The sequence below is a fragment of the Rhodoferax sp. ZS1R25 genome (assembly GCF_056521335.1).
Window position 1 is genome coordinate 695,765 of record NZ_JBWMAZ010000002.1, and the last position, 21,928, is coordinate 717,692.

General features: G+C 56.9%; 18 protein-coding genes and 1 riboswitch. Of the genes, 15 read left to right on the top strand and 3 right to left on the bottom strand.

What is annotated here, in order from left to right; all coding sequences use genetic code 11:
* The first annotated feature begins 26 nt into the window (after window positions 1-26).
* From AC097R_RS14075 to AC097R_RS14090, 4 genes are read left to right on the top strand one after another with little or no spacing between them, the layout of a single operon-like run.
* The gene (locus AC097R_RS14075) at window positions 27-1,310 is read left to right on the top strand and encodes a L,D-transpeptidase family protein (RefSeq protein ID WP_479598766.1); all 1,284 of its coding nucleotides are present in this window, start codon (window positions 27-29) and stop codon (window positions 1,308-1,310) included.
* A complete protein-coding gene (locus AC097R_RS14080) occupies window positions 1,310-1,987 on the top strand; it encodes a peptidylprolyl isomerase (RefSeq protein ID WP_479598767.1) in 678 nt (225 codons plus the stop codon). The genes AC097R_RS14075 and AC097R_RS14080 overlap by 1 nt, the downstream gene beginning before the upstream one ends.
* Before the next feature lie 3 nt (window positions 1,988-1,990).
* Window positions 1,991-2,497, top strand: a complete 507-nt coding sequence (locus AC097R_RS14085; RefSeq protein ID WP_479598768.1) for a peptidylprolyl isomerase — start codon at window positions 1,991-1,993, stop codon at window positions 2,495-2,497.
* Window positions 2,498-2,514: 17 nt separating this feature from the next.
* The gene (locus AC097R_RS14090) at window positions 2,515-3,318 is read left to right on the top strand and encodes a UDP-2,3-diacylglucosamine diphosphatase (protein ID WP_479598769.1); all 804 of its coding nucleotides are present in this window, start codon (window positions 2,515-2,517) and stop codon (window positions 3,316-3,318) included.
* On the opposite strand, the gene AC097R_RS14095 is transcribed toward AC097R_RS14090, so the two are convergent.
* Entirely contained in the window at window positions 3,293-4,960 is a 1,668-nt protein-coding gene (locus tag AC097R_RS14095; RefSeq protein ID WP_479598770.1) for an HD domain-containing phosphohydrolase, read from the bottom strand. The genes AC097R_RS14090 and AC097R_RS14095 overlap by 26 nt on opposite strands.
* Window positions 4,961-4,973: 13 nt before the next feature.
* A complete protein-coding gene (locus AC097R_RS14100) occupies window positions 4,974-7,706 on the bottom strand; it encodes a DUF349 domain-containing protein (RefSeq protein WP_479598771.1) in 2,733 nt (910 codons plus the stop codon).
* Between the two features lie 880 nt (window positions 7,707-8,586).
* Here AC097R_RS14100 and AC097R_RS14105 point away from each other — a divergent pair.
* The 11 genes from AC097R_RS14105 (at window position 8,587) to AC097R_RS14155 (ending at window position 21,240) form a co-directional block, all read left to right on the top strand.
* Window positions 8,587-9,405 (top strand): lytic transglycosylase domain-containing protein, encoded by an 819-nt coding sequence (locus AC097R_RS14105; protein WP_479598772.1) that lies wholly within the window; start codon window positions 8,587-8,589, stop codon window positions 9,403-9,405.
* 18 nt (window positions 9,406-9,423) lie between these two features.
* Window positions 9,424-9,552: riboswitch (ZMP/ZTP riboswitch) on the top strand.
* Between the two features lie 41 nt (window positions 9,553-9,593).
* The gene (gene glyA, locus AC097R_RS14110; RefSeq protein ID WP_479598773.1) at window positions 9,594-10,838 is read left to right on the top strand and encodes a serine hydroxymethyltransferase; all 1,245 of its coding nucleotides are present in this window, start codon (window positions 9,594-9,596) and stop codon (window positions 10,836-10,838) included.
* A gap of 15 nt (window positions 10,839-10,853) precedes the next feature.
* Entirely contained in the window at window positions 10,854-11,303 is a 450-nt protein-coding gene (nrdR, locus tag AC097R_RS14115; RefSeq protein ID WP_310345709.1) for a transcriptional regulator NrdR, read from the top strand.
* 160 nt (window positions 11,304-11,463) lie between these two features.
* The gene (pilV, locus tag AC097R_RS14120; protein WP_479598774.1) at window positions 11,464-12,045 is read left to right on the top strand and encodes a type IV pilus modification protein PilV; all 582 of its coding nucleotides are present in this window, start codon (window positions 11,464-11,466) and stop codon (window positions 12,043-12,045) included.
* Entirely contained in the window at window positions 12,042-13,052 is a 1,011-nt protein-coding gene (locus tag AC097R_RS14125; RefSeq protein WP_479598775.1) for a PilW family protein, read from the top strand. Before pilV ends, AC097R_RS14125 begins: the two co-directional genes overlap by 4 nt.
* A 30-nt stretch (window positions 13,053-13,082) precedes the next feature.
* Entirely contained in the window at window positions 13,083-13,655 is a 573-nt protein-coding gene (locus tag AC097R_RS14130; protein WP_479599553.1) for a pilus assembly PilX family protein, read from the top strand.
* 19 nt (window positions 13,656-13,674) lie between these two features.
* Window positions 13,675-18,297 carry a pilus assembly protein gene (locus tag AC097R_RS14135; RefSeq protein WP_479598776.1) on the top strand — a complete coding sequence of 1,541 codons (4,623 nt, stop codon included), beginning with the start codon at window positions 13,675-13,677 and terminating at the stop codon, window positions 18,295-18,297.
* On the top strand, window positions 18,294-18,800 hold the full coding sequence (locus AC097R_RS14140; RefSeq protein WP_479598777.1) for a type IV pilin protein: 507 nt from the start codon (window positions 18,294-18,296) through the stop codon (window positions 18,798-18,800). The genes AC097R_RS14135 and AC097R_RS14140 overlap by 4 nt, the downstream gene beginning before the upstream one ends.
* Window positions 18,801-18,804: 4 nt before the next feature.
* Window positions 18,805-19,395 carry a GspH/FimT family pseudopilin gene (locus AC097R_RS14145; RefSeq protein ID WP_479598778.1) on the top strand — a complete coding sequence of 197 codons (591 nt, stop codon included), beginning with the start codon at window positions 18,805-18,807 and terminating at the stop codon, window positions 19,393-19,395.
* Between the two features lie 42 nt (window positions 19,396-19,437).
* Entirely contained in the window at window positions 19,438-20,556 is a 1,119-nt protein-coding gene (gene ribD, locus AC097R_RS14150; RefSeq protein WP_479598779.1) for a bifunctional diaminohydroxyphosphoribosylaminopyrimidine deaminase/5-amino-6-(5-phosphoribosylamino)uracil reductase RibD, read from the top strand.
* Window positions 20,557-20,610: 54 nt separating this feature from the next.
* A complete protein-coding gene (locus tag AC097R_RS14155; protein WP_479598780.1) occupies window positions 20,611-21,240 on the top strand; it encodes a riboflavin synthase in 630 nt (209 codons plus the stop codon).
* Between the two features lie 6 nt (window positions 21,241-21,246).
* On the opposite strand, the gene AC097R_RS14160 is transcribed toward AC097R_RS14155, so the two are convergent.
* Window positions 21,247-21,909 (bottom strand): trimeric intracellular cation channel family protein, encoded by a 663-nt coding sequence (locus AC097R_RS14160; RefSeq protein WP_479599554.1) that lies wholly within the window; start codon window positions 21,907-21,909, stop codon window positions 21,247-21,249.
* Between the last annotated feature and the right edge of the window lie 19 nt (window positions 21,910-21,928).

Consider the following 21,928-nt stretch of genomic DNA (forward strand, 5'->3'; position numbering starts at 1 on the left):
CTCAGCGACTACAGTTTGTGTTCACCATGCTTTGCTCCCGCCAGACCTTGCGCACCTCCATCGATTCCTCTTTACCAGCCACGCTGCGCACCGCCGCGGTGGTGCTGGCCGTGTGCCTTGGCAGCGGCTTGGCATTTGCCACCAAACGCGCGGCCAAACCAAGCGCGGCCCCGACTCCCGTCGCGCAGCAGCCCTCGGACTCTGACGGCGTAGCCGAAGCCCGGTTGATCGAGGTCTACACCCTGATCGGCAAGGGTCAAAACCGCGAGGCGCTGGCCAAGGCCGAACGTCTGGCGCAAGACCTGCCGCACTTTCAGCTGGCCCAGTTGGTCTATGGCGACCTGCTGGCCGCGCGCACCCGTCCACTGACCATGGTGGGCGACGTCCCCGAGGCCATGGCGCGTGAAGCCTCTAGCACCCTGGGCGAGCTGCGCGAAGAATCCCTGCGCCGCGTGCGGGCCCTGAAGGAGCGCCCTACCGCTGGCATGGTGCCCACCCAGTTTTTGCAACTGTCCCAGCGCACCAAGCACGCTATTGCGGTGGATGCCTCGCGCTCGCGCCTGTACCTGTTTGAAAATACGGCATCCGGCCTGAACCTGATCGCTGACTATTACATCTCGGTAGGCAAAGCCGGTACGTCCAAGACGACCGAGGGCGACCAACGCACGCCGCTGGGCATTTACTACATCACCAGCAACCTGGACCGCAAGTCGCTGAAGGAGTTTTATGGCTCCGGCGCCCTGCCCATCAACTACCCCAATATTCTGGACACCAAGCGTGGCAAGACCGGAGGTGGCATTTGGTTGCATGGCACACCACCCAACCAGTTCTCGCGCCCGCCTTTGGCCACCGACGGCTGCGTGGTGCTGGCCAATCCTGACCTGGACCACATCATCCGCACGGTGGAGGTGCGCTCCACGCCCGTGGTGATTTCGCCCCAGTTGCAATGGGTGTCGCCCAATAGCTCGCGCGGCGAGGCCAAGCCGTTTGAAGACGCCCTGCTGGCGTGGCGCAACGCCAAGACCTCGGGCGATATCAACCAGGTGCTGTCCTTCTACACCTCTGATTTCTCCAGCAACGGCAAGTCGCTGACGCAATGGACACCGACCCTGCGCTCCGAGATGGACAAGATGCAGGGGCGCACCATCCAGCTCAAAGATGTGTCCTACCTGCGCTGGACCGACAGTGCCGACACCATGGTGGCTACCTTTGGTGAAGTGGCGGATGGGGTGCGCGTAGGCTGGACCAAGCGCCAGTACTGGATACGCCAGGGCAACCATTGGAAAATCTTCTTTGAAGGAGTCTTGTAGTGGGACTGTTCACCTCGCGCCGCGCTGCGCTGGCTCTGTTTGCAACACTCTTGCTACCCGTCGTAGCGCAAGCGGACGAACTTCCCCGTGTGAAGTTCCAGACCTCCGCGGGTGAGTTCGTGGTGGAGCTGTACGCCGACAAAGCCCCCAAGACCGTTGAAAACTTCCTGCAGTACGTGAAAGACAAGCACTACAACGGCACGATTTTTCACCGCGTGATTCCCAACTTCATGGTGCAGGGTGGTGGCTACGACACCAAGTACAACGAGCGCCCCACCCGCGCGCCCGTGGCCCACGAAGGCCGGGATGCTTTGGCCAAAGGTGGCCCGCGCAACGTGGTCGGCACGCTGGCCATGGCCCGCACCAACGATCCTCAATCTGCCACCGCACAATTCTTCATCAATGTGCAGGACAATGCGTTCCTGGACCCGGTGCTGATTCCACCGGGTGACCCGGTTCCCCGTTTTGAGTACCAGGGCCAGGTGTACAAAGACACCCCCCGCGCAGCACTGCTGAACTCGCCCCAGTTGTTCGGCTACACCGTGTTTGGCAAAGTCATCAGCGGCATGGAGGTGGTCATGAAAATCAAGGCGACTCCCACCGGCGCAGGCGGACCTTTCCGCAGCGACGTTCCCCAAACCCCCATCATCATCAACTCCGCCACAGTGGCGAAATAAACCATGAGCAATCCCCAAGTCGAACTCCACATCACAGGCTACGGCGTCATTACGCTGGAACTGGATGCTGACAAAGCCCCCAAGTCCACTGCCAATTTCCTGGCTTATGTGAACAAGGGCCACTACAACAACACCATCTTCCACCGCGTTATCCCCGGTTTTATGGTGCAAGGCGGCGGCATGGAGCCGGGCATGGGCCAGAAGTCCACCGATGCGCCCATTGAGAATGAAGCCAACAACGGCCTCAAAAACAATGTGTACACCGTGGCGATGGCGCGTACAGGCGATCCGCACTCCGCCACAGCCCAGTTCTTCATCAACATTGCCGACAACGGCTTCCTGAACCACACCGCCCCCTCCACCCAGGGCTGGGGCTATGCCGTGTTTGGCAAAGTAGTGGCTGGCACCGAGGTGGTGGACAAGATCAAGGCCGTGAAGACGGGTCGCAAGGGTTTCCATGACGACGTGCCGAAAGAAGACGTCATCATCGAAAAAGCCGTCGCGCTGTAAGCACCGGGTGTCGTGGGATGGAACTGCACGCGCCATCCCACTGGCAACGCATAGACTTCATCTCTGACCTGCACCTGCAGGCCAATGAACCGCTAACCTTCGAGGCCTGGCGCCAGTACCTGGGCCAGACCACGGCGGATGCGGTTTTTATGTTGGGCGACCTGTTTGAAGTGTGGGTGGGCGACGATGTGTTGACCCAAGCCCCCAGCTTTGAGGCCCAATGCAGCCGCGTGCTGCTGCAAACGACACAGCGTCTGCCCGTCTACCTCATGCACGGCAACCGCGACTTCCTGATGGGCGACGCGTTGATGCAGGCCTGCGGCGCTACCCTGCTCCCGGACCCCACTGTTCTCCAATTCGGCGCCGCGCGCTGGCTGCTAAGCCATGGTGACGCGCTCTGCCTGGACGACACCGACTACCAGGTCTTTCGCACCCAGGTGCGCAGCCCCGAATGGCAGCGCGCGTTCCTGGGCCAGACACTGGCTGCGCGGCAAGACATAGCCCGTAGCTTGCGCACGCAAAGCGAGGCCAAAAAGCATGTGGCAACCCAGTACGCCGATGTGGATACGTCCGCCGCGCTGCAGTGGTTGGCGGCCGGGAATGCCCAGCACCTGCTGCACGGCCACACGCACAAACCGGGTTTTCACACGCTCGACGCCACGCATGACCGTACGGTGCTGAGCGATTGGGATGTAGGTGCCACACCACCGCGGGCCGAGGTGCTGCGACTGTCATTGAACCCGCATGCAGAGTTCGGCGTGCAGGTCAGCCGTCTCCCACCCGACAGTCCTGAAATCAGTTCACCCAGGCTTGCGGATTGACCTCGTCAATCTGCCAGGGGTCCAGAAACTGCTGGGCGTAGCGCAGGTACACCTGCTCCTGCACAAAGATGTCGAACAGGTCGGGGTCGATATGGCCACCGGTGCGGAACTTGTGCATGATGCCCATCGCCTGCGACAGCTTCATGCCCTGCTTGTAAGGGCGGTCCCGCGCGGTCAGTGCCTCAAAAATATCGGCAATACCCATCACCCGCGCCTGGACCGACATCTGCTCGCGCGTCAGCCCCTTGGGGTAGCCCTTGCCGTCCATGCGCTCGTGGTGGCCACCGGCGTACTCGGGCACATTCTTCAGGTGCTTGGGCCACGGTAGTTGTTCCAGCATCTTGATGGTGGCCACGATGTGGTAGTTAATGATGTCGCGCTCACCAGCTGTCAGCGTGCCGGCACGGATCGTCAGGTTTTCAATTTCTTCTGCCGTGAGGAAGTCAGACTCCACCCCATCGGTGTTGCGCCACAGCGTGCCGGTGCCCATCAGGCGGACCCGCTCGATGTCAGCGTCCTTCATGAACTCGCCGCCCTGGTTGGCCTTGCGCAAGAACTCACGGTCTTCGTCCAGCGCCTCAATCGCAGTGCGGGCGCTGGCCATGATGTCGGCCTCGGCTTGGGCATCGCGCACATCACGTTGTGCCAACTGCTCGCGCAGCGCGGCAATTTCCAGATCGCGCTTCAGCACTTCAAACCGGGTGTCCACCAGCTGCATGCGGTCAAACAGGGTCTGCAACTTGGTGGCCTTGTCCACCACATGCACCGGCGTGGTGACCTTGCCGCAGTCGTGCAACAAGCCCGCGATCTTGAGCTCGTAGCGGTCGCGGTCGTCCATGGTGAAGTCCGCCAGCGGCCCACCCTTGGTGGCATTCACCGCCTCCGCCAGCATCATGGTCAGCGCTGGCACACGCTGGCAGTGGCCACCGGTGTAGTGCGACTTTTCGTCAATGGCCAGGTTGATAAGGCTGATGAAGGACTCGAACAGCGCCTCCAACTGCGTCATCAGGTTGCGGTTGGTGATGGCAATAGCCGCCTGCGAGGCCAGGGACTCCGCCAGACTTTGGTCTGCGCTGGAGAAGGACACCACGGCGCCAGTCTGTGGATGCTTGGCGTTGATGAGTTGCAGCACCCCGATCACGTCGCCCTCATGGTCCTTCATGGGCACGGCCAGGAAGGACTGCGAGCGGTAGCCCGTGCGTTCGTCGAACTGGCGGGTGCCGGAGAAGTCGAAATTGGCTTCGGTGTAGGCGTCGGCGATGTTGACGGTCTGGTTGTGCAGTGCCGCGTAGGCGGCAACGAGCGAGTCATTGCGCTTGCCTTCGGCATCGCGCAGCGGCAGATTGGGAAAATTGATGGGGTTGCCCGAGGTGCCACCCATGGCGATGTGCAGCGAATCGGTACGCAAAATCTCAAACCGCAGCGCCTGCTGGTCATCGGTCACGCGGTACAGCGTGCCGCCATCGGCGTGGGTGATGGTTTTGGCCGCGACCAGGATGCTCTCCAGCAAGCGCGTGATATCGCGCTCTTTGGAGAGAGCCGTTCCGATGGCATTGAGTTGCTCCAGCCTGCGCAGCAGGTCGTCCACTGAGTCCACAGTTTCCCCCTTGGTCAAAACGCCCTCCCTCGCTGGCAGCGCCATTGTTCCACGCCGCTTAGCGCTTGAGCAACACTTTCAACGCATTCTGCAAACGGCGGGCATCGGCGGCATTGAATTCACCAGCCAACACCGCGGCAGTGTCCTGTCCCCAGGTCTGGGCGGGGGCGGGGTCGTTGCGGCGCGTCAGCAGCTGCAACTGCAGGCCGCGGCGCGCATCCAGATGTTCGGCGGGCGTGGGCACTTCGGCTGCCATTTCCAGGCGCAGCAGCGACTGTGCGGCTTGTGGCTTGGCGCCCCCCTCCACGGCTTTCACCCACACCGGGCGGTTTTGGGCCGCAGCGCGGTTGCCCAGCTCTTGCGCGGGCGGCAGCAGGCTGGCATCGCGCTTCTCCCACGCGGTCAGCAGCTGGGTCAGCGCCTCCCCATGGGCTTGTGCCGCCAATTTTTTCAACGCCAGTTGGGCGTGTTCGAGCGCATCACGCTGGGCACGGAAGGCCGTATCGCCCAAGCGTGGGGCGGCAGGTGCATAGGCGCGGTCGCCTCTATCACCCCGGTCATCGCGGCGTGGGCCGCGGTCACCCCAGGGGGCTGCGGCACCGTCACGGCCACCGCGGCCGGCACCGGCGTCCTTGCGGTCGCCAAATTTGCCACCACGGCCACCGGGGGCAGCGGGCGCTTCTTTCTTCATGCCGGGGCGGTCGTCGCCGCGCACAGCCACCACGGGTTTGGGTGCGGGTTTGGCTGGTGCAACGGGTGCCGCAGGGGCTTCTTCTGCGGCAACTTCGGTTACAACATCAGTTTCAGCAGCGGCATCTGCTACAGATTCAGGAGCTGCTGGCGCAGATTCCACGGGGGCTGCAGGCATATTAGGTGCCTCTGCGGCGGCAGACTGGGCCGCCTGCTCTTGTGCCCCGGCGGCGGTGACTTCGGCTTGCGCCTGGGCCTGGCCTTGCAGGGCGGCTTCCAGGGCGGCCATGGCGGCGCGAATCGCCTGGGCGTCGCCCGAGGCATTGGCGGCTTCCAGCGCCTTGGCAGCCTCCAGCACACTGCGGTCACGCGCGCCCAGGGCGGTTTCGGCCTTTTCACGCTCGGTCGTCTTGCGGTTGAAGGCGTCGTCAATGGGCTTGCGGAAGGCGTCCCACAGCTTTTGTTCTTGGCGGCGGTCAATCGGCACCGCGTGGGCCTGCGCTTGCCAGCGCTGTTGCAGCGCCTTGACCGCGTCAATGCGCAGCACGGGGGCGTCGCCCAGCACCTTGGCTTCTTCGATCATGGCGTGGCGGGCCGCCAGGCTTTGGGCCTGCAGGGCCTCCAGCGGGGCGGCGGCGTTGGCAATGGCGGCTTTCCACAGCGGCTGCAGTTCGGCAAACACCTTTTCGCCCACGTGGCCGCCTTCGCGCCAACGGTCGCCGAACTGGTGCAGGATGCGGTTGAAGCCCTTCCAGTCGTCGTCCAGCGCCGTGCGGTTGGCTTCGGCCCAGGCGTTGACCTCGGCAATCAGCGCCAGGCGTTGCGCCTTGTGCTCGGCGGATTCAGCCTTCACCTTCTCCAGCCAGCCCTCGACCACTTTGTAGGCCTCGTTGCAGGCCTCGTCAAAACGCTTCCACAGCGCGTGGTTGGGTACGCCGCCCTGGTCGGTTTGTTTCCACTGGTCGCGCAGGGTGCGCAGGGTTTCCTGCATCTTGCGTCCGCCAATGGCTTGGCCTTCGGGGCGTTTCAACAGACCTTCGGCCTTGGTGACCAGCTCTTCGCGGATCTGGTCGGCACGCCAACGCTGCCAGCCTTCCAGCTCTCCTGCAGCGGCCAAAGCGGCATGGGCCTGGTTCTCCAGCTTGCCGTCGATGACTTTGCCAAATTCCTTAAGCGCATTGCGCAGCGCATTGGCCGCGCCAGCGCTGGCCTTGCCATGGCCTTCGGCCACTTCCAGCTCCAGCGTGGTCAGCGCAGCACGCACAGCGGCGGTGGCTTGGGCGCGCACTTCGGGGTCAATCTTGGGTTTGGCCTGCTTGGGTGGTGCCTCAGCTGGCACGCCGCGCGCAGTGCGCAGCTCATCTGCCCACACGGGCACGGGTGGCAAGGGTGCGCTGGCGTCGGCCGCGGCGGCCACGGCCAGGCCCAGAGCCGCCTGGAAGGCGTCCCATACCACCAGCAACTGACCACGGGAAGCGTCCAGCAGCGGTGGGAACTTCAGGTCCACGCTGGCCCAACTGACGTGCGCCACCAGCGCCGTAGCCTGGGTTTGCCAATGGTTCACGTCGGCGCGCAGGGCATCCAACGCAGCCTGGGCATCGCCCCAGGGCTTGGTCGACAGCACTTCAATGCGCTGGGCCAGCAACACAGCGGCCTCGCGCTGCACCTGCACCTGGTGCTGCAGGTCTTCAATGCCACGCACACGTTCGGCCAGTTGGGTTTTGAGGGTGGCGAGTGGCTCTTTGCTCAGGGGGGCACCGGCTTTGGCGGCATCGCGCTGCCAGGCCAAAGCATCCGCAATATTGAGCTTGGCGGTGTCGATCAGCGCCTGGGCGCGGGCGGCCCACACGGCGGCCAGGGCCTCTTGCCCCTTGGAGCGGCGGGCTTCGTCGAGCTTTTCGCGCACCAGCTTGGCAGCGCCCTTGTCCTTGATGCTGAGTTCCTTAAACACTTCGGACAGCTGCTCGGCCGCTGGATTGCCCAACAACCACTCCCGAATGCGGGATGCGCGCTCGCCCGAGGTGGCCGCAGTGAAGGCGCCCCCGGTCAGGCTGTCTAGATGGGCAATATCGGTGTGTTTGGCAGAGGTGGGCGACGTCACAGTGGGCTCGGGAATAGGTTGAATGCAAATGCGCAACCGGCTATTTTCGCCGCGAAATGAAGCCGCCCTCGATGTTTTTGATATGCCCTGCAAGCAGTGTGGCAAGCCAGCCGCTGCTCACGCCTTATTTTTAAAGAAAACAAGGCCCTAGCCCCCGTATTCATTGCGCGAGCAGCTATCAAATGCATAGCATAGTGAACGTGCGCTTCTACAGGAGGGCTTTGGCACCTGCGCTATCTATATAGAGGGGCAGTGCAATTCCCCCAGAAGACATCGCACAAAACAAGAAAGCCCGACACCAGTCTTCACAGACAGGTGCCGGGCTCGATGGCTGACCACAGGTCCATGCCATCCGGGGTTGCCGCAGGGGAGTATGGCGTCCCAAGCGGTCTAGAAGCAATAGATTGCCTCCTTTGAAGTTACCGGGGCCGCTTTATCACGGTGCCTTCAGCACGGACTGGCTACTGCCGGTAATTCGCCTGCAACTGCAGACCGCCCCACTCTAGTCATCGGCCAGACGAGATGCAAATCGATCTTTCAATGGATCTTGAGGGGCCGATTGGAGGGATTGAGGCCTGCACTCTATTTGCCTGGCTTTTGGCTGTTTTACCTCCCAAAACGCCCTCTTAAAATCATCATGAATATAAAGAATCGATTTGTTATTGTTGACTATGTATATGAAAGCCCCCTAGAATCCGCCCATTCCAAGTTTTGACTAGGGATAACCCGCCCCGCTGCCGAACCCGGCATATTCAAATCGCTGCACATGTCGAGACGACGCCGCAGGATATTGATAGCGTACCAACCCAAACGAGGTGTCTGAACCGCCCCGCTGAACAACAGCGCCAAGGTCCCGGCCCCCGCCAAAGAAGGAAGAGCTATGACAGCGACTCAACAATTCACCAAGGGCCTGCGCATCGTTGCGTCAGACATTGCCCAAGGTTTCTTTGAAATCACACACAACGGCTTCGCCCTGCTGGGCTTGGCCGTCATGTTTGCCGTTATCACCCTGACGGCAAAACCCGAAATCCGCCAAGCCGGTGAAGTTCAGCTGATGGGCTGGTTGCAAAACCGCCATGTGGCCGAGACCGGCCTGCTCACCGAACCCGAAGCCGTGGACCGCGCCACCGCCACCAACCCGCAAGGCTTGCCCAAGCAGCAAGCGGCCGTGGCCTTTTGGCTCAGCCGCAAGTACGGCATAGCGCCAGAACCCCTGAGCGCCTTGGTGGCCGAAGCCTATGAGACCGGCCAACGGACCAAGATGGACCCAACGCTGATCCTCGCGGTGATGGCAATTGAATCGGGCTTCAACCCGTTTGCACAAAGCCATGTGGGTGCCCAAGGCCTGATGCAGGTCATGACCAAGGTGCATAGCGACAAGTACGAGAACTTTGGCGGCAAGCTGGCAGCCTTTGACCCTGTGTCCAACCTGCGCGTGGGCGTGAAGGTGCTGCAAGAGTGCATCGCCCGCGCTGGCTCCATCGAAGGCGGACTGAAGTTCTATGTGGGTGCCGCCAACATGGAAGAAGACGGTGGCTACAGCGCCAAGGTGCTGGCAGAGCATGCCCGCCTGCAACTGGTCGCCTCTGGCCGCGCAGTGCCTATGGCATCGCCCATGCCGGTGCCCGTCAAGCTGCAGGCACCCTCTACGGCGACTCCCGCCACGGTGGAAAACGTAGCCAGCCTCGCCAACTCCTGAGCCGAGTCGGGTAAACTCCGCATTGCACGCAACTGGCGATAGGCGCCTGATCCACCCGGATCATCGGCGCTGACGTGGGACACCACTGGGAAGCGTGCCGCAACCCCTTTTCGGGTTTGTGATCAGCCGTTCGCCTGGGCAGCCCTGTGTCTTTCAGACCCACAGGCCCTTTGTCTTTTAGGACTGCCATGTACGACCGCAACATCCTTGTTGAACAAGCCGACCCCGAATTGTGGGCTGCCATCCTGGCCGAAAACGCACGCCAGGAACACCATATCGAGCTGATCGCCAGCGAAAACTACGCCTCCCCCGCCGTCATGGCCGCCCAGGGCAGCCAGCTGACCAACAAATACGCCGAAGGCTACCCCGGCCGCCGCTACTACGGTGGCTGTGAGCACGTGGACGTGGCCGAGCAACTGGCCATCGACCGCATCAAGCAGATTTTTGGCGCCGAAGCCGCTAACGTGCAGCCCCATTGCGGCGCATCGGCCAATGAAGCCGTTTTCCTCGCCTTCCTGAAGCCTGGCGACACCATCATGGGCATGAGCTTGGCCGAAGGCGGCCACCTGACCCACGGCATGGCCCTGAACATGAGTGGCAAATGGTTCAACGTGGTGAGCTACGGCCTGGACGCCAATGAAGCGATCGACTACGACGCCATGGAGCGCAAAGCCCATGAAACCAAGCCCAAACTGATCATTGCTGGCGCATCCGCCTATTCCCTGGCCATCGACTTTGAGCGTTTTGCCAAAGTAGCCAAAGCCGTGGGCGCCATCTTCATGGTGGACATGGCCCACTACGCTGGCCTGATCGCCGCAGGCGTGTACCCCAACCCTGTACCGCACGCCGATGTGGTCACCTCTACCACCCACAAGAGCCTGCGTGGCCCCCGTGGCGGCATCATCCTGATGAAGGCCGAGCACGAAAAGGCGATCAACAGCGCCATCTTCCCCGGCCTGCAAGGCGGCCCGCTGATGCACGTGATCGCTGCCAAAGCCGTTGCGTTCAAGGAAGCGCTGGCGCCGGAGTTCAAGGCCTACCAGCAACAAGTGGTCCGCAACGCCAAGATCGTGGCCGAAACCCTGACCGCACGCGGACTGCGTATCGTCAGCGGTGGCACCGACAGCCATGTGATGCTGGTGGACCTGCGCTCCAAGGGCATTACCGGCAAGGAAGCCGAGGCCGTGCTGGGCGCCGCCCACATGACCATCAACAAGAACGCAATCCCCAACGACCCCGAGAAGCCCATGGTCACCAGCGGCGTGCGCATCGGCACCCCCGCCATGACCACCCGTGGATTCAAGGACGAGGAAGCCCGCGCCACGGCCAACCTGATTGCCGATGTGTTGGACAACCCGCGCGACGAGGCCAACATCGCGGCCGTGCGCGCCAAGGTACATGCGCTGACCTCTCGCTTCCCGGTTTACAAGTAATCAGGCTCGCCCACGATGAAGTGCCCGTTTTGCAGTCATTCGGAAACCCAGGTGGTGGAGACCCGGATTTCTGAAGACGGGGACTTCATCCGCCGCCGCCGCCAGTGCGGCTCATGCGAAAAGCGCTTCACCACCTACGAGCGCCCGGACGTCAACTTTCCGGCTATCGTCAAAAAAGATGGCCGCCGCATCGAGTTTGAACGCGCCAAACTGCTCGCCTCCATGAACTTGGCCCTGCGCAAGCGGCCTGTGAGCACCGAGCAAATCGACAGCGCCATCGAGCGCATCGAAGAAAAACTCCTCAACCTGGGCCTGCGCGAAGTCCAGTCCACCCGCATCGGCGAACTCGTCATGCGCGAACTCAAAAAGCTCGACAAAGTCGCCTACGTGCGCTTTGCAAGCGTTTACCGGAGTTTTGAGGATATTGATGAGTTCAAGACGTTGGTGGATGAAGTTAGTCGGTAAGCACACACAAATACGCGCCTCATTGAGCCGCTCAATGGCAATGCTGAGCCGACACACGGTGAGCCAATGGCTGGCTTTTCTTGGACCGGCTATGTAGCATTCAAACATGCAACACTGTTCCGTTCTCTTACCCAATTTTGGGAGTCACCGCAGGCGCTCCTTGAACAATCGCGGTATATATCAGCAAGGATTTTCGCTGGTTGAAGTGCTTGTATCAATATTTGTATTGACTGTCGGTTTGCTTGGGATGGTGGGCATGCAAGCAGCATCGCTGCAGTCCAATCGAGAAGCAAAACTCCAATCATCAGCCGTGGTTCTCGCAAGGGAACTTGCAGACATGGTGCGAGGGAATAAATCAGAAGGCGTTAAAACAACGAACAATCCTTATATCGGTACATTCACAAGCCCACTCACCTTTTCTACCCAAACTTATTGTCTAAATGTGGCGGCTGCTTCAACCTGCTCAACAGCAAATGATGTGGCAAACGCAGAGATGACGGAATGGCTAACGCGCGTTGACAACGAACTACCTGGCGCAAGAGTTACCGTTTGCTTTGATGCAGCGCCCTTTGACGCGACTGGGGTGCCACAGTGGACATGCACAGATACCGGTTCAGTGATGGTAGTAAAGATTGGGTGGACCCGCGGCTCTACCAATAGAGGGCAAACAGGCTCGGCCGGACTTGAACGTGCAGGTGTCCCAAGTGTTGTAGTACCTGTGACCGCGGGGAGTGCAACATGAAACACTCTTTACGCCTTAAATCATGCCACCAACGGGGATTGACTTTAATCGAGTTAATGGTCGCGCTCGCCATCAGTTTAATTATTGTCATTGTGGCACTCACAACATTGGTGGTCGCACGCAAGGGTTTCAACGCGGTGGATACTGCCTCGCAACTCAGAGACAATGGACGCTTTGCATCAGATGTTATTCAGCGTATCGCAGTCCAGGCAGGTTTTAAGGAACTACGCTATGCAACTCAACCTCCAACTGCAGCAGAAGTTGCAGCCAACATATATCCAAATATTTATGGATTTAACAACTCGCTAATTAGCGCATCGGATCCATTAAATTCCGCCTCGGCGCGGACCGCTAGTGTCCTCGGCTACGGCAGTGACATATTGATTCTTCGATATCAAGCACTGGAGACTTTTCCTGGCTCCGGTACAGCCGATGGTTCAATGATTAACTGCAATGGAAAAGCAGTGAGTGTAATACCCAGTACTCGCGATGAACGCTATTCAAGCATCTTTCATGTGACTGTTGGGACCGATGGTGAACCCACGCTGTACTGTACCACTATGAACTTGGCAACAGGAGCTGTTGACGAATCGCAACCTCTTATCCAAGGCGTTGAAGAGTTTCAGGTCTTGTACGGAATTGACGGTTTCTCTACTGTTAACACAGCCTTTAACGGAGCTACCGACTCCATTCCAGAACGCTACTTGCGCGCGGACCAGTTGGTTGTTGGTGGCGACCCTGCCTCAGTTGCCACATACAACAATTGGAGACGCGTTCGTAGTATTCGGATTGGGATGATTTTGCGGGGCGGTTTGAATTCTGCCCAAGAGCGAGTCGTCCAAACACTATATCCATTTGGTCTTGGAAAGGCTTCAAGTGCAGGAATACTTGGCAGCGCCATGTCCAGTGCCAATGATATAGGAACCATATTCAGCGCTCCTGCCGATGGTCGTCTACGTCAAGTGGTGACATTTACCGTCCATCTGCGAAACGACCAGAGTTTATAAATGAATCACAGAAAACGTTCAGGCATACAGATGTCCAATTGCCACACTACTCAGAGAGGTGCGTCACTAATGACTGTATTGCTAATACTAGTATTGGTAAGTCTCGTCGGCGTGGGTGGGGCTCAAATAGCAATGATGAGTGAGCGCGGTGCACGCAATGATCGTGATATGCAACTAGCGTGGCAATCCAGTGAAGCAGCTTTATTGGACGCGGAGTCCGATATACATGACGCCACGTCTACCAGAGTATCAACTTTTGACAGCAAGATTACTGCCGTTTTTTTAGATGGCTGCGGGACCTCGGGAACATCCCAAGGCCTGTGCTCACTACCAGGCTCTGGCAAACCCGCGTGGATGACCATTGATTTTACAGATACGAGCAACAGCGCACGTAGCGTTGCGCTGGGTACATTTACTGGCAATACTTTTTCCTCGGGAGGCATTGGCATACAGCCTGCGCAGGCACCTCGCTACATTATTGAAGTGATTCCCGATACTATTGGTGATCGGTCTGACCCTTCATATATCTATCGCGTCACTGCTATGGGCTTTGGACCACGATCAGACATTCAAGCAGTAATGCAAACGGTATACAGAAATTGAGAACCCAAAAGGTATTCAAATGAGTAGTAAAAACCAAAATACACTTCAACGATGGGCTCAGTCACCCGGAGTATTGAGAATCATAGGCCGCACAGTACAAAGTATTCTCAGCCAAATTTCTTTGCGTTTTGCTGCAGCCATTATAGGGCTAGCCACTGCCGCCGCTTTTGTTGTCTTTGCGCAAATCTCTCCACCGAATATACCTACTATTGCTCTCTCGTCGGACCCACTTTACACCCCCTCTGCAGTGGACAAGCCGGTTCTAGCGCTGGCCTTGTCGGTGGAGTTTCCAACTGTTGGCGCTCAATATGTTGATCCAGACAATAATAATAGCGGTACGACCGATGATCCTACTTACTCACCCACAATCGAGTATTTGGGTTATTACGACGCGGAAAGTTGTTATACCTATGATAACGCCGGTGCTGGAGCACCTTCCGGGCAAACAAATGACTATAAGCGATTTGTTCGGCGGGGAAAAGCAATTGCGTTGGCCACGCCGAACACTGCCAATCCCACTTGGACAACACGGATGTGTTGGGACGGTGCCAAGAGCTATACCAAAGATGATGGCACATTCAGCACAACGACCAATGATGCATTCAGCGGCAACTTCCTAAATTGGGCTTCTAGCTCGGCGATCGATATGTTGCGTCTAGCATTGACTGGCGGTGATCGAGTTGTTGATACAGCTTCATTAACCATATTGCAACGAGCCGTCATTCCCAACGGCGACCCAATTAGTATGGGTAACAGTTCAAACTTTCCAGCGAAACGCCTTTACGCCAGCGGCACATCTCGCGCAATTACGTCGGCTAATTTTGCGTCGCCGTCATACGCGTCTGGCGTCCCCTATTTTGGTGCTATTCCAAGATCTATGGCAACGGATGCTGCAGGTGTAGATGTCTATGTAGCAAACACGCTCAACAGAATTTACTTCGGAACTGCAAAGGCAGGAAACAATTCCGGGGGGTTCGGTGGCTACACTCTGGGAGGGTCCGCCACTGTTGCTATGTCGTCTATTGTTTTCAATAATGGTCCCCTTCCCGGTGATGCGGTCGCTTGTACTACTGGGGAAAATCAAACCTGCGCTTTTGCTGGTATCAAAGAAGTTTGGTACGGGGCCAATAATGCAGGGACAAACAAGTGGAATGTAGTCTCCACCTCGGATGGAATCGATTGCTCCAATGCAACGATTGGCGATCCTTATGGTGGCGTTGCAAAAAAATGCTACATACGGACGAGTGCATGGACGCCACCGGCGACAACCAACCTAAATAATAACGGTTATTTTTTTGCACGCGTACAGGTATGTGACCGCGATCCGAGTACGTATATCCTCAAAGATGTTCGCTATTGGGGATTGTGCTCCAAGTATCAAGAGTCATCTAGCAATACAAATCCCATTTATAAACCGACGGGCACGGTGCAGAAATATGCTGATCAGCTCAGATTGGCTGCATTCGGTTATGCGATGGATCAAACTGCAAGTTACAGCAACGGGCGGTACGGTGGAGTACTGCGAGCACCAGTGAAGTATGTGGGGACGAGAACATTTGACTCCAGTGGTTTCGAAAACACCCCTACTGGAGGCAACCCCAAACAAGAATGGGATCCGGTAACAGGAATTTTTTACTCCAACCCAGAGTCGAACAACACTGTTCAGACCGCAGACGGCCGAGCAATTTACTTAAGTGGTGTCACTAATTATTTAAATCAATTTGGCCGAACCGGATCTGTAGCGGGCCGCTATAAAAAATACGATCCAATTGGTGAGTTGCACTACGAGACCTTGCGATACCTTCAAGGTTTGCAACCTAGTACGGATGCAATCAACAATCTGACTACGGACATGTATGATGGATTTCCAATATACACGACCTGGAGCGATCCGTATTCGGGACGCCCCACTACGTCAGATTACTCGTGCTTAAAAAGCAATATTGTTGTCATCGGCGACAAAAATACCCATGATGGCAATCGACTGCCCACTGCAAGCACCGCTGGCAATATTCCCAATATTGATGCTTGGAGGACAACCGTCCAGAATTTTGAGAAAAATGCTAATTCCACATATGTCGACGGACAGGGTGCTACTAGGTCGACTGCCAATCCGAACGGTGCGAACAACAGTGTTCCATCCGGAAGTACTACAAGTCAAATTCTAGGCTCAGCATACTGGGCCCGTACACACGACATTCGGCCTGCGACATGGTCAAATGAACCAACTAAACAAATGCCGGGATTGCGCGTCAAAACATTTGTCTTTGATGTAAACGAATATGGAGGATCAAACGACGCCAATAGCCGCCGAACATCCAACCAATTATTCATGGCTGCAAAATATGGTGGATTTGAGACTGATCCAGCAAATACAGCAAAGAATGAATATAACACCAGAGGTAACCCTTTTGTCAGTGAGGCAACAGGGACAAACAATAATTATGTTTGGGCGGATAAAGATACTAGAGCTAGTCGCGTGGGAGAAGCCAATACTTATTTCCTTCAAAGCGATGCTCGTGGGGTTTTGAGTGCTTTTGACGACATCTTTGCTCGAGCATCGACGACGGCCCGTAGTATTTCCGGCACTGCTATCCAGTCAAAGAATTTGACGCAAGGCGATACTGTATACCAAGGCCAATTTGATACCACTGATTGGGTAGGCGATCTCATCGCCACGCCTTTAAATGTCAGCGCGAGTAACGACGTAACCATTAGCACCACATTTAAGTGGACTGCTGCGACCCAGTTGAAGGCTTTAATATCTCCAGCAACTAGCCGAAAAATTTTCGTTGGAAACCGCACCGCAACGGCAAACCCTGTTGCAGCCCCCTTCTTATGGGACACTCCTGCAGGGACCGCAGGTATTGAAACCAGTCTTCGCACTGATCTGGACAAACCAAGTCCATCACTTGCCGCTGACGGATATGCACAAAGGCGATTGAATTTCTTGCGTGGAGACCCAATTGACGAGGGAGGTATATTCCGACGCCGGCGTTTCCTGCTTGGCGATATCGTCAACTCTGGTGTAGCGTATTCAGGGGCACCGACAGCGTCCATCCAAGGTGGTACTTATGCAAGTTTTTACAATACTTATAAAAATCGAACCGCGGCGGTATTCGTGGGTGCAAATGATGGGATGATGCATGCCTTCAATGCAGAAACCGGCAATGAACTCTTCGCCTACATCCCCAGTTGGCTAGGCCCCAAACTTTCGGCCTTAACAAGCACAAGCTACGCAACCAACCACCAAAGTTATTTGGATGGAACACCCACCGTAGGCGAAGCCTTGGTCGGTACCTCAGGTACTTATGCAGACTGGAAAACGGTTCTTATCTCGGGAACAGGAGCCGGGGGGCGCGGAATATTTGCCTTGGACGTAACTGATCCAACCACATTTTCCGCAACCAGTGCGATGTGGGAGTTCACACAACTTGACGATCCTGACATGGGCTTTGTGATAGGCAAGCCCCAAATTCTAAAAATGAGAACCAGCGCCCCTGGCAATACGGCCACTTACAAATATTTTGCAGTTGTAGCTAGCGGTGTCGATAATTATGCAAATGATGGAGCAGGGAACTTCAGTACCACAGGAAAGCCCGCATTATTTTTTCTGGACCTTGCGAAACCTGCTGGATCAGCCTGGCAGCAAGGCACAAATTACTACAAAATTAGTTTTCCGATCGATGCTACATTGGCACTGACAAAGCCAACAGGAATGCTTAATTTCCGTGTCGCTGTGGGTAATAATCGAGAGGTGACACAAATTTATGCAGGTGACTTGCATGGTAATTTATGGAAGTTAGATTTCTCCCTTTATGGAACGGCAGATTGGAATATCAATAAACTGTCTTACTTCAATAAAGGAACTGTTGCAATCCCTCAACCTTATCCTATGTTTATTGCAAAGGACAGTTCGGGTAACATTCAACCAATATCAGCTTCACCGTCACTGGTTGCAGGAACAACGGCGGATACAACGTATGTAGTTTTTGGCACAGGAAAATATTTGGAAGTAGCTGACAAATCGAATACAGCGGTCCAATCTGTTTATATGGTGTATGACAATGGCAGCTCTGCAGCGGATTCGAGCCCGGCAGGAGATAGTGCTATCAATGGTCGTGGCCGGCTTAAGGCGGGTACTGCAAGCGCCAGCGGAACCACAATGCCTGCCTTTACTTTAGGCAGGGCAATGGCAGATACTGACGTTATTCGCTCAGGATGGTATTTTGATTTTCCCACCTCCAAAGAGAGACAAATATACGACGGCGTTCCTTTGGTCAATTCCAATATCGTTAGTTTTAATTCACTCGTTCCAGGAGCATCTACCGCGAGTGGCAATTGCACAGCCAGTGGCGGTTTTGGGCGAACGTATAATATAGACGCATTGTCAGGTGTAGGCACTGCCAACGACTCTGCAGTGGGTATTTTGGGAGCACCTCTAATCGCCAATCTTGTTGGTGCCACTACCTACTCTTTAAGTGACAGCACTGGAAGGCGTACAAAAACTATTGTTAGCCAAGTACTGCAACAAGGTTCAGATGGACTTGCGGCCGGTGCAAAGGTCTCTCGCCAAATAACCGTCGGAAGGCTCAGCTGGAGACAAATTTACAACTATCAAGATTTGAAAAATACTCCATGAAAAAATTAATGCACGGTTTTACGCTGATCGAACTGATGATTACTGTTGCCATCATTGGGATATTGGCTGCCATAGCGTTTCCAGCCTATACGAGTTCAGTTCTCAAAGGACGACGGGCGGAAGGGCGTGCTGCGCTGTTGGATCTGATGCAGCAACAAGAGCGCTATATGACCCAACGCAATTGTTATTTGGGGTTCACCACAAACTCATCCGGAGTTGCAACGGCGGTGGCACCGTCTCCGAGTACTGCATGTGGTGGGGTAACTGCTTCCTCTGTACCATTTAAAACTTTTTCCGGTGACTCATTAGCCAATTCTGCCTACCTGCTTTCCGCCGAAACCTGCGATGCAACTGGAGGAGGGACATTGTCCATTGCTGAATGCGTCCGAGTCATTGCAACCCCAACCAGATCCGGAAGTGATCCTGATGTGCTCAATTTGCGTCTGACAAGTACCGGCGTGAAAGATTGCACTGGCCCCAAGACTTCCATTTGCTGGAAATAGGTCTATGAAAAAATTGAAGGGGTTCAGCCTGATCGAATTGATGGTTACTGTGGCAATTGTCGCGGTGCTTGCCATGGTTGCTGTTCCTGGATATGTAGACTTTCAGCGCAATTCAGAACTGATTTCTCGGACAAATACCCTTGTTGCAAGTCTCAATACGGCTAGAGGCGAGGCAATGAAAAGCGGGCGATACGCCATGGCCATACCTTTTGACCGTGCAAATTGGTCGAGCGGTGTCACTGTTTTTGTAGATACCAATGGGAATAAAGCATTCGACGAAGCCGTGGACCGCGTTATCTATCAGAACAGCGATCCATTCCCTAGTTTTCTAACTTCTTCTGGAACTAACACAGCTGACACAGCATTAGTTACAAATCCCTACGTTCTATTTGACGCACAAGGCTATCCGAAAACGAGCGCGGGAAGCTTTGGCAATGTTACGTTATCCATTGCAAGAAATGACGTATCGGCTGCCAGACAATCCGCTCAAACACGCAGGATTATTGTTTCGCGAACCGGGCGACTTCGCACATGCGCACCAAGCTCCGCTACCGACAACACATGCGCAGAGAGTAGTGCAACTAGTGCCAATTGAAGTTTTTAAATTAGCGTGCACATAGCTTTCGATCACACGGTTTTGGGGAAGTTGAAGGAACTAAACACTCAACAGGCCTACTTGGAAAGTGCTCCAAATCCTTTGGTGTTTTGCATACTGACTTCCTCAAGCAGAATACTCATTGCTCAAGGCCAGACTCAACGCGCTGGCGGCCCCCACGCCGAAATCATGGCTCTGCGCGACGCTGCAGCCCAGGGCCACTCTGTGGCCGGCGCCACCGCCTACGTAACCTTAGAGCCCTGCTCCCACCACGGCCGCACCGGACCGTGCTGTGATGCGTTGATCGCAGCCGGTATCAAGAAGGTGGTTGCAACGAATGTGGACCCAAACCCGTTGGTGGCTGGCCAGGGTTTTGCGCGGTTGCGTGCTGCAGGCGTCGAGGTCGAAGTGCTGGACCCTACCGATCCGCTAGCCATCGCTTCGCGGGAACTCAACATTGGCTTCTTCAGCCGCATGATCCGCAAAACACCATGGGTTCGCATGAAAGTGGCTGCGTCGCTAGACGGCACCACCGCGTTAGACAATGGCGCTAGCCAGTGGATTACCTCCTCCGAGGCGCGTGCCGATGGCCATGCCTGGCGTGCTCGGTCGTGCGCCATCCTGACAGGCATAGGCACCGTCTTGGCGGATAGACCACGGCTGGACGTGCGCTTGGTGGAAACACCGCGCCAGCCGCATCTGGTGATCGTAGACAGCGACTTGCAGACGCCGCTGGATGCTCCTTTTTTTATAGCTATTCGCACAGTGTTCATTTACGCTGCGACACAAAACGATGCTAAGCAGGCTGCTTTGGAGGCTCTGGGAGCCAAAGTGATATACCTGCCGGGCCACAGCGCCCAAGGCCAGCCCACGGGCAAGGTCGATTTGGCGGCCATGGTCAAAGACTTGGGCCAGCGCGAAATCAATGAGCTGCATGTCGAGGCCGGGTTCAAGCTCAATGGATCGCTTGTGCGCGAAGGCTTGGTAGACGAGTTTGTGGTTTACCTAGCGCCCAAGTTGCTGGGCCAGGGTGCAGGCATGTTCAATATCGGCCCACTGAGCGAGCTGGCGGAGGGCGTGGCACTGGATTTCAAATCCACCGAGATGGTTGGGCCTGATTTGCGCATCGTCGCGCGCGTGCAGGGGCGCGACGTCTTCTAAGGTTATGCCACACCGGGGACCAGCGCCCTGCCCTTTCCCTGCGAAAATGCGCCTATGTTCACAGGCATCATCACCGGCGTAGGCCGAATTTCCGCCGTCCAGGCTCTGGGCGAATCTGAAATCCATGGCAAACGCCTGACCATCGAAACGCCCGCGGGCTATCTGGACGACGTGGGTCTGGGCGACAGCATTGCGCTCAACGGTGCTTGCATGACGGTCACCACCTTCGATGTGGCGCAACAGCAGTTCACCATCGACATATCCGCCGAATCTTTAGACAAAACCGCTGGCTTGGACGCGCTGGGCCCCATCAACCTTGAAAAAGCCCTGCGCGCGCATGACCGCCTGGGTGGCCATCTGGTGTCGGGCCATGTGGATGGCATGGGCACCGTGAGCCACTTTGCCCAGGTGGGCGAGAGCTGGGAATTGCGCGTGCTGGCGCCCGTGGCGCTGGGCAAGTATTTGGCCTACAAGGGCTCCATCACCATCAACGGCGTAAGCCTGACCGTGAACCGCATTGCCGATGTGGCAGACGGCTGCGAGGTGAGCATCAATCTGATTCCGCACACCGTGGAAAACACTGCGCTGCACACATTGGCAGTGGGCAAAAAAGTGAACCTGGAAATTGACCTCATCGCGCGCTATGTGGAGCGCATGATGACGGCGCCCGCCGCACAGGCCTAACTGCCTTTAATCCGAGCCGGCTGCGCCCGAGCGCCACTCGGGCAGGCTCCAGCCCCGGTACAGGGCCAGCAAGCGCAACGCGGTGGCCACGCCAGCCGCAGCCACCAGGCTGCCCCACAGCGGCAGGCCCAACGCCTGCGCGCCCACCATCACCCAGCCCCCGACAAACGAACACACCGCATACGGCTGGTGGTCGCGGAACGCGCGCGGAATTTCGTTGCAGACCACATCGCGCATGACCCCGCCAAACACCGCCGTGACCATGCCCATGAGCACGGCCACGATGGCGGGCATGCCCATCTCCAGCGCGATATGGGTACCACCGGCTGTGAACAAGCCCAGCCCCAGCGCGTCGGGCCACTGCATGGCACGCTCGGTCGGTTCAAAGTGGCGTGCGCGCAAAAACAGCATGGCACCCACACACAGGGCCAGCAACGCCCACAGCCAGGTGGCGTGCTCCACCCAGAAGAAGGGGCGCCGGTCCAGCAGCACATCGCGCAGCGTGCCGCCGCCAAACGCGGTTAGTCCGGCCACTACGCACACACCCACGGCATCCAGCCGCTTGCGCGCCGCTTCCATGAGGCCGGACAGCGCAAATGCCACCGTAGCGGCGGCTTCAATGGCAATGTGGGTGTTGGAGAGCGTGAGCACCTCGGCCAGATGGTTCATTGCCATGCCCTGCCCTCCT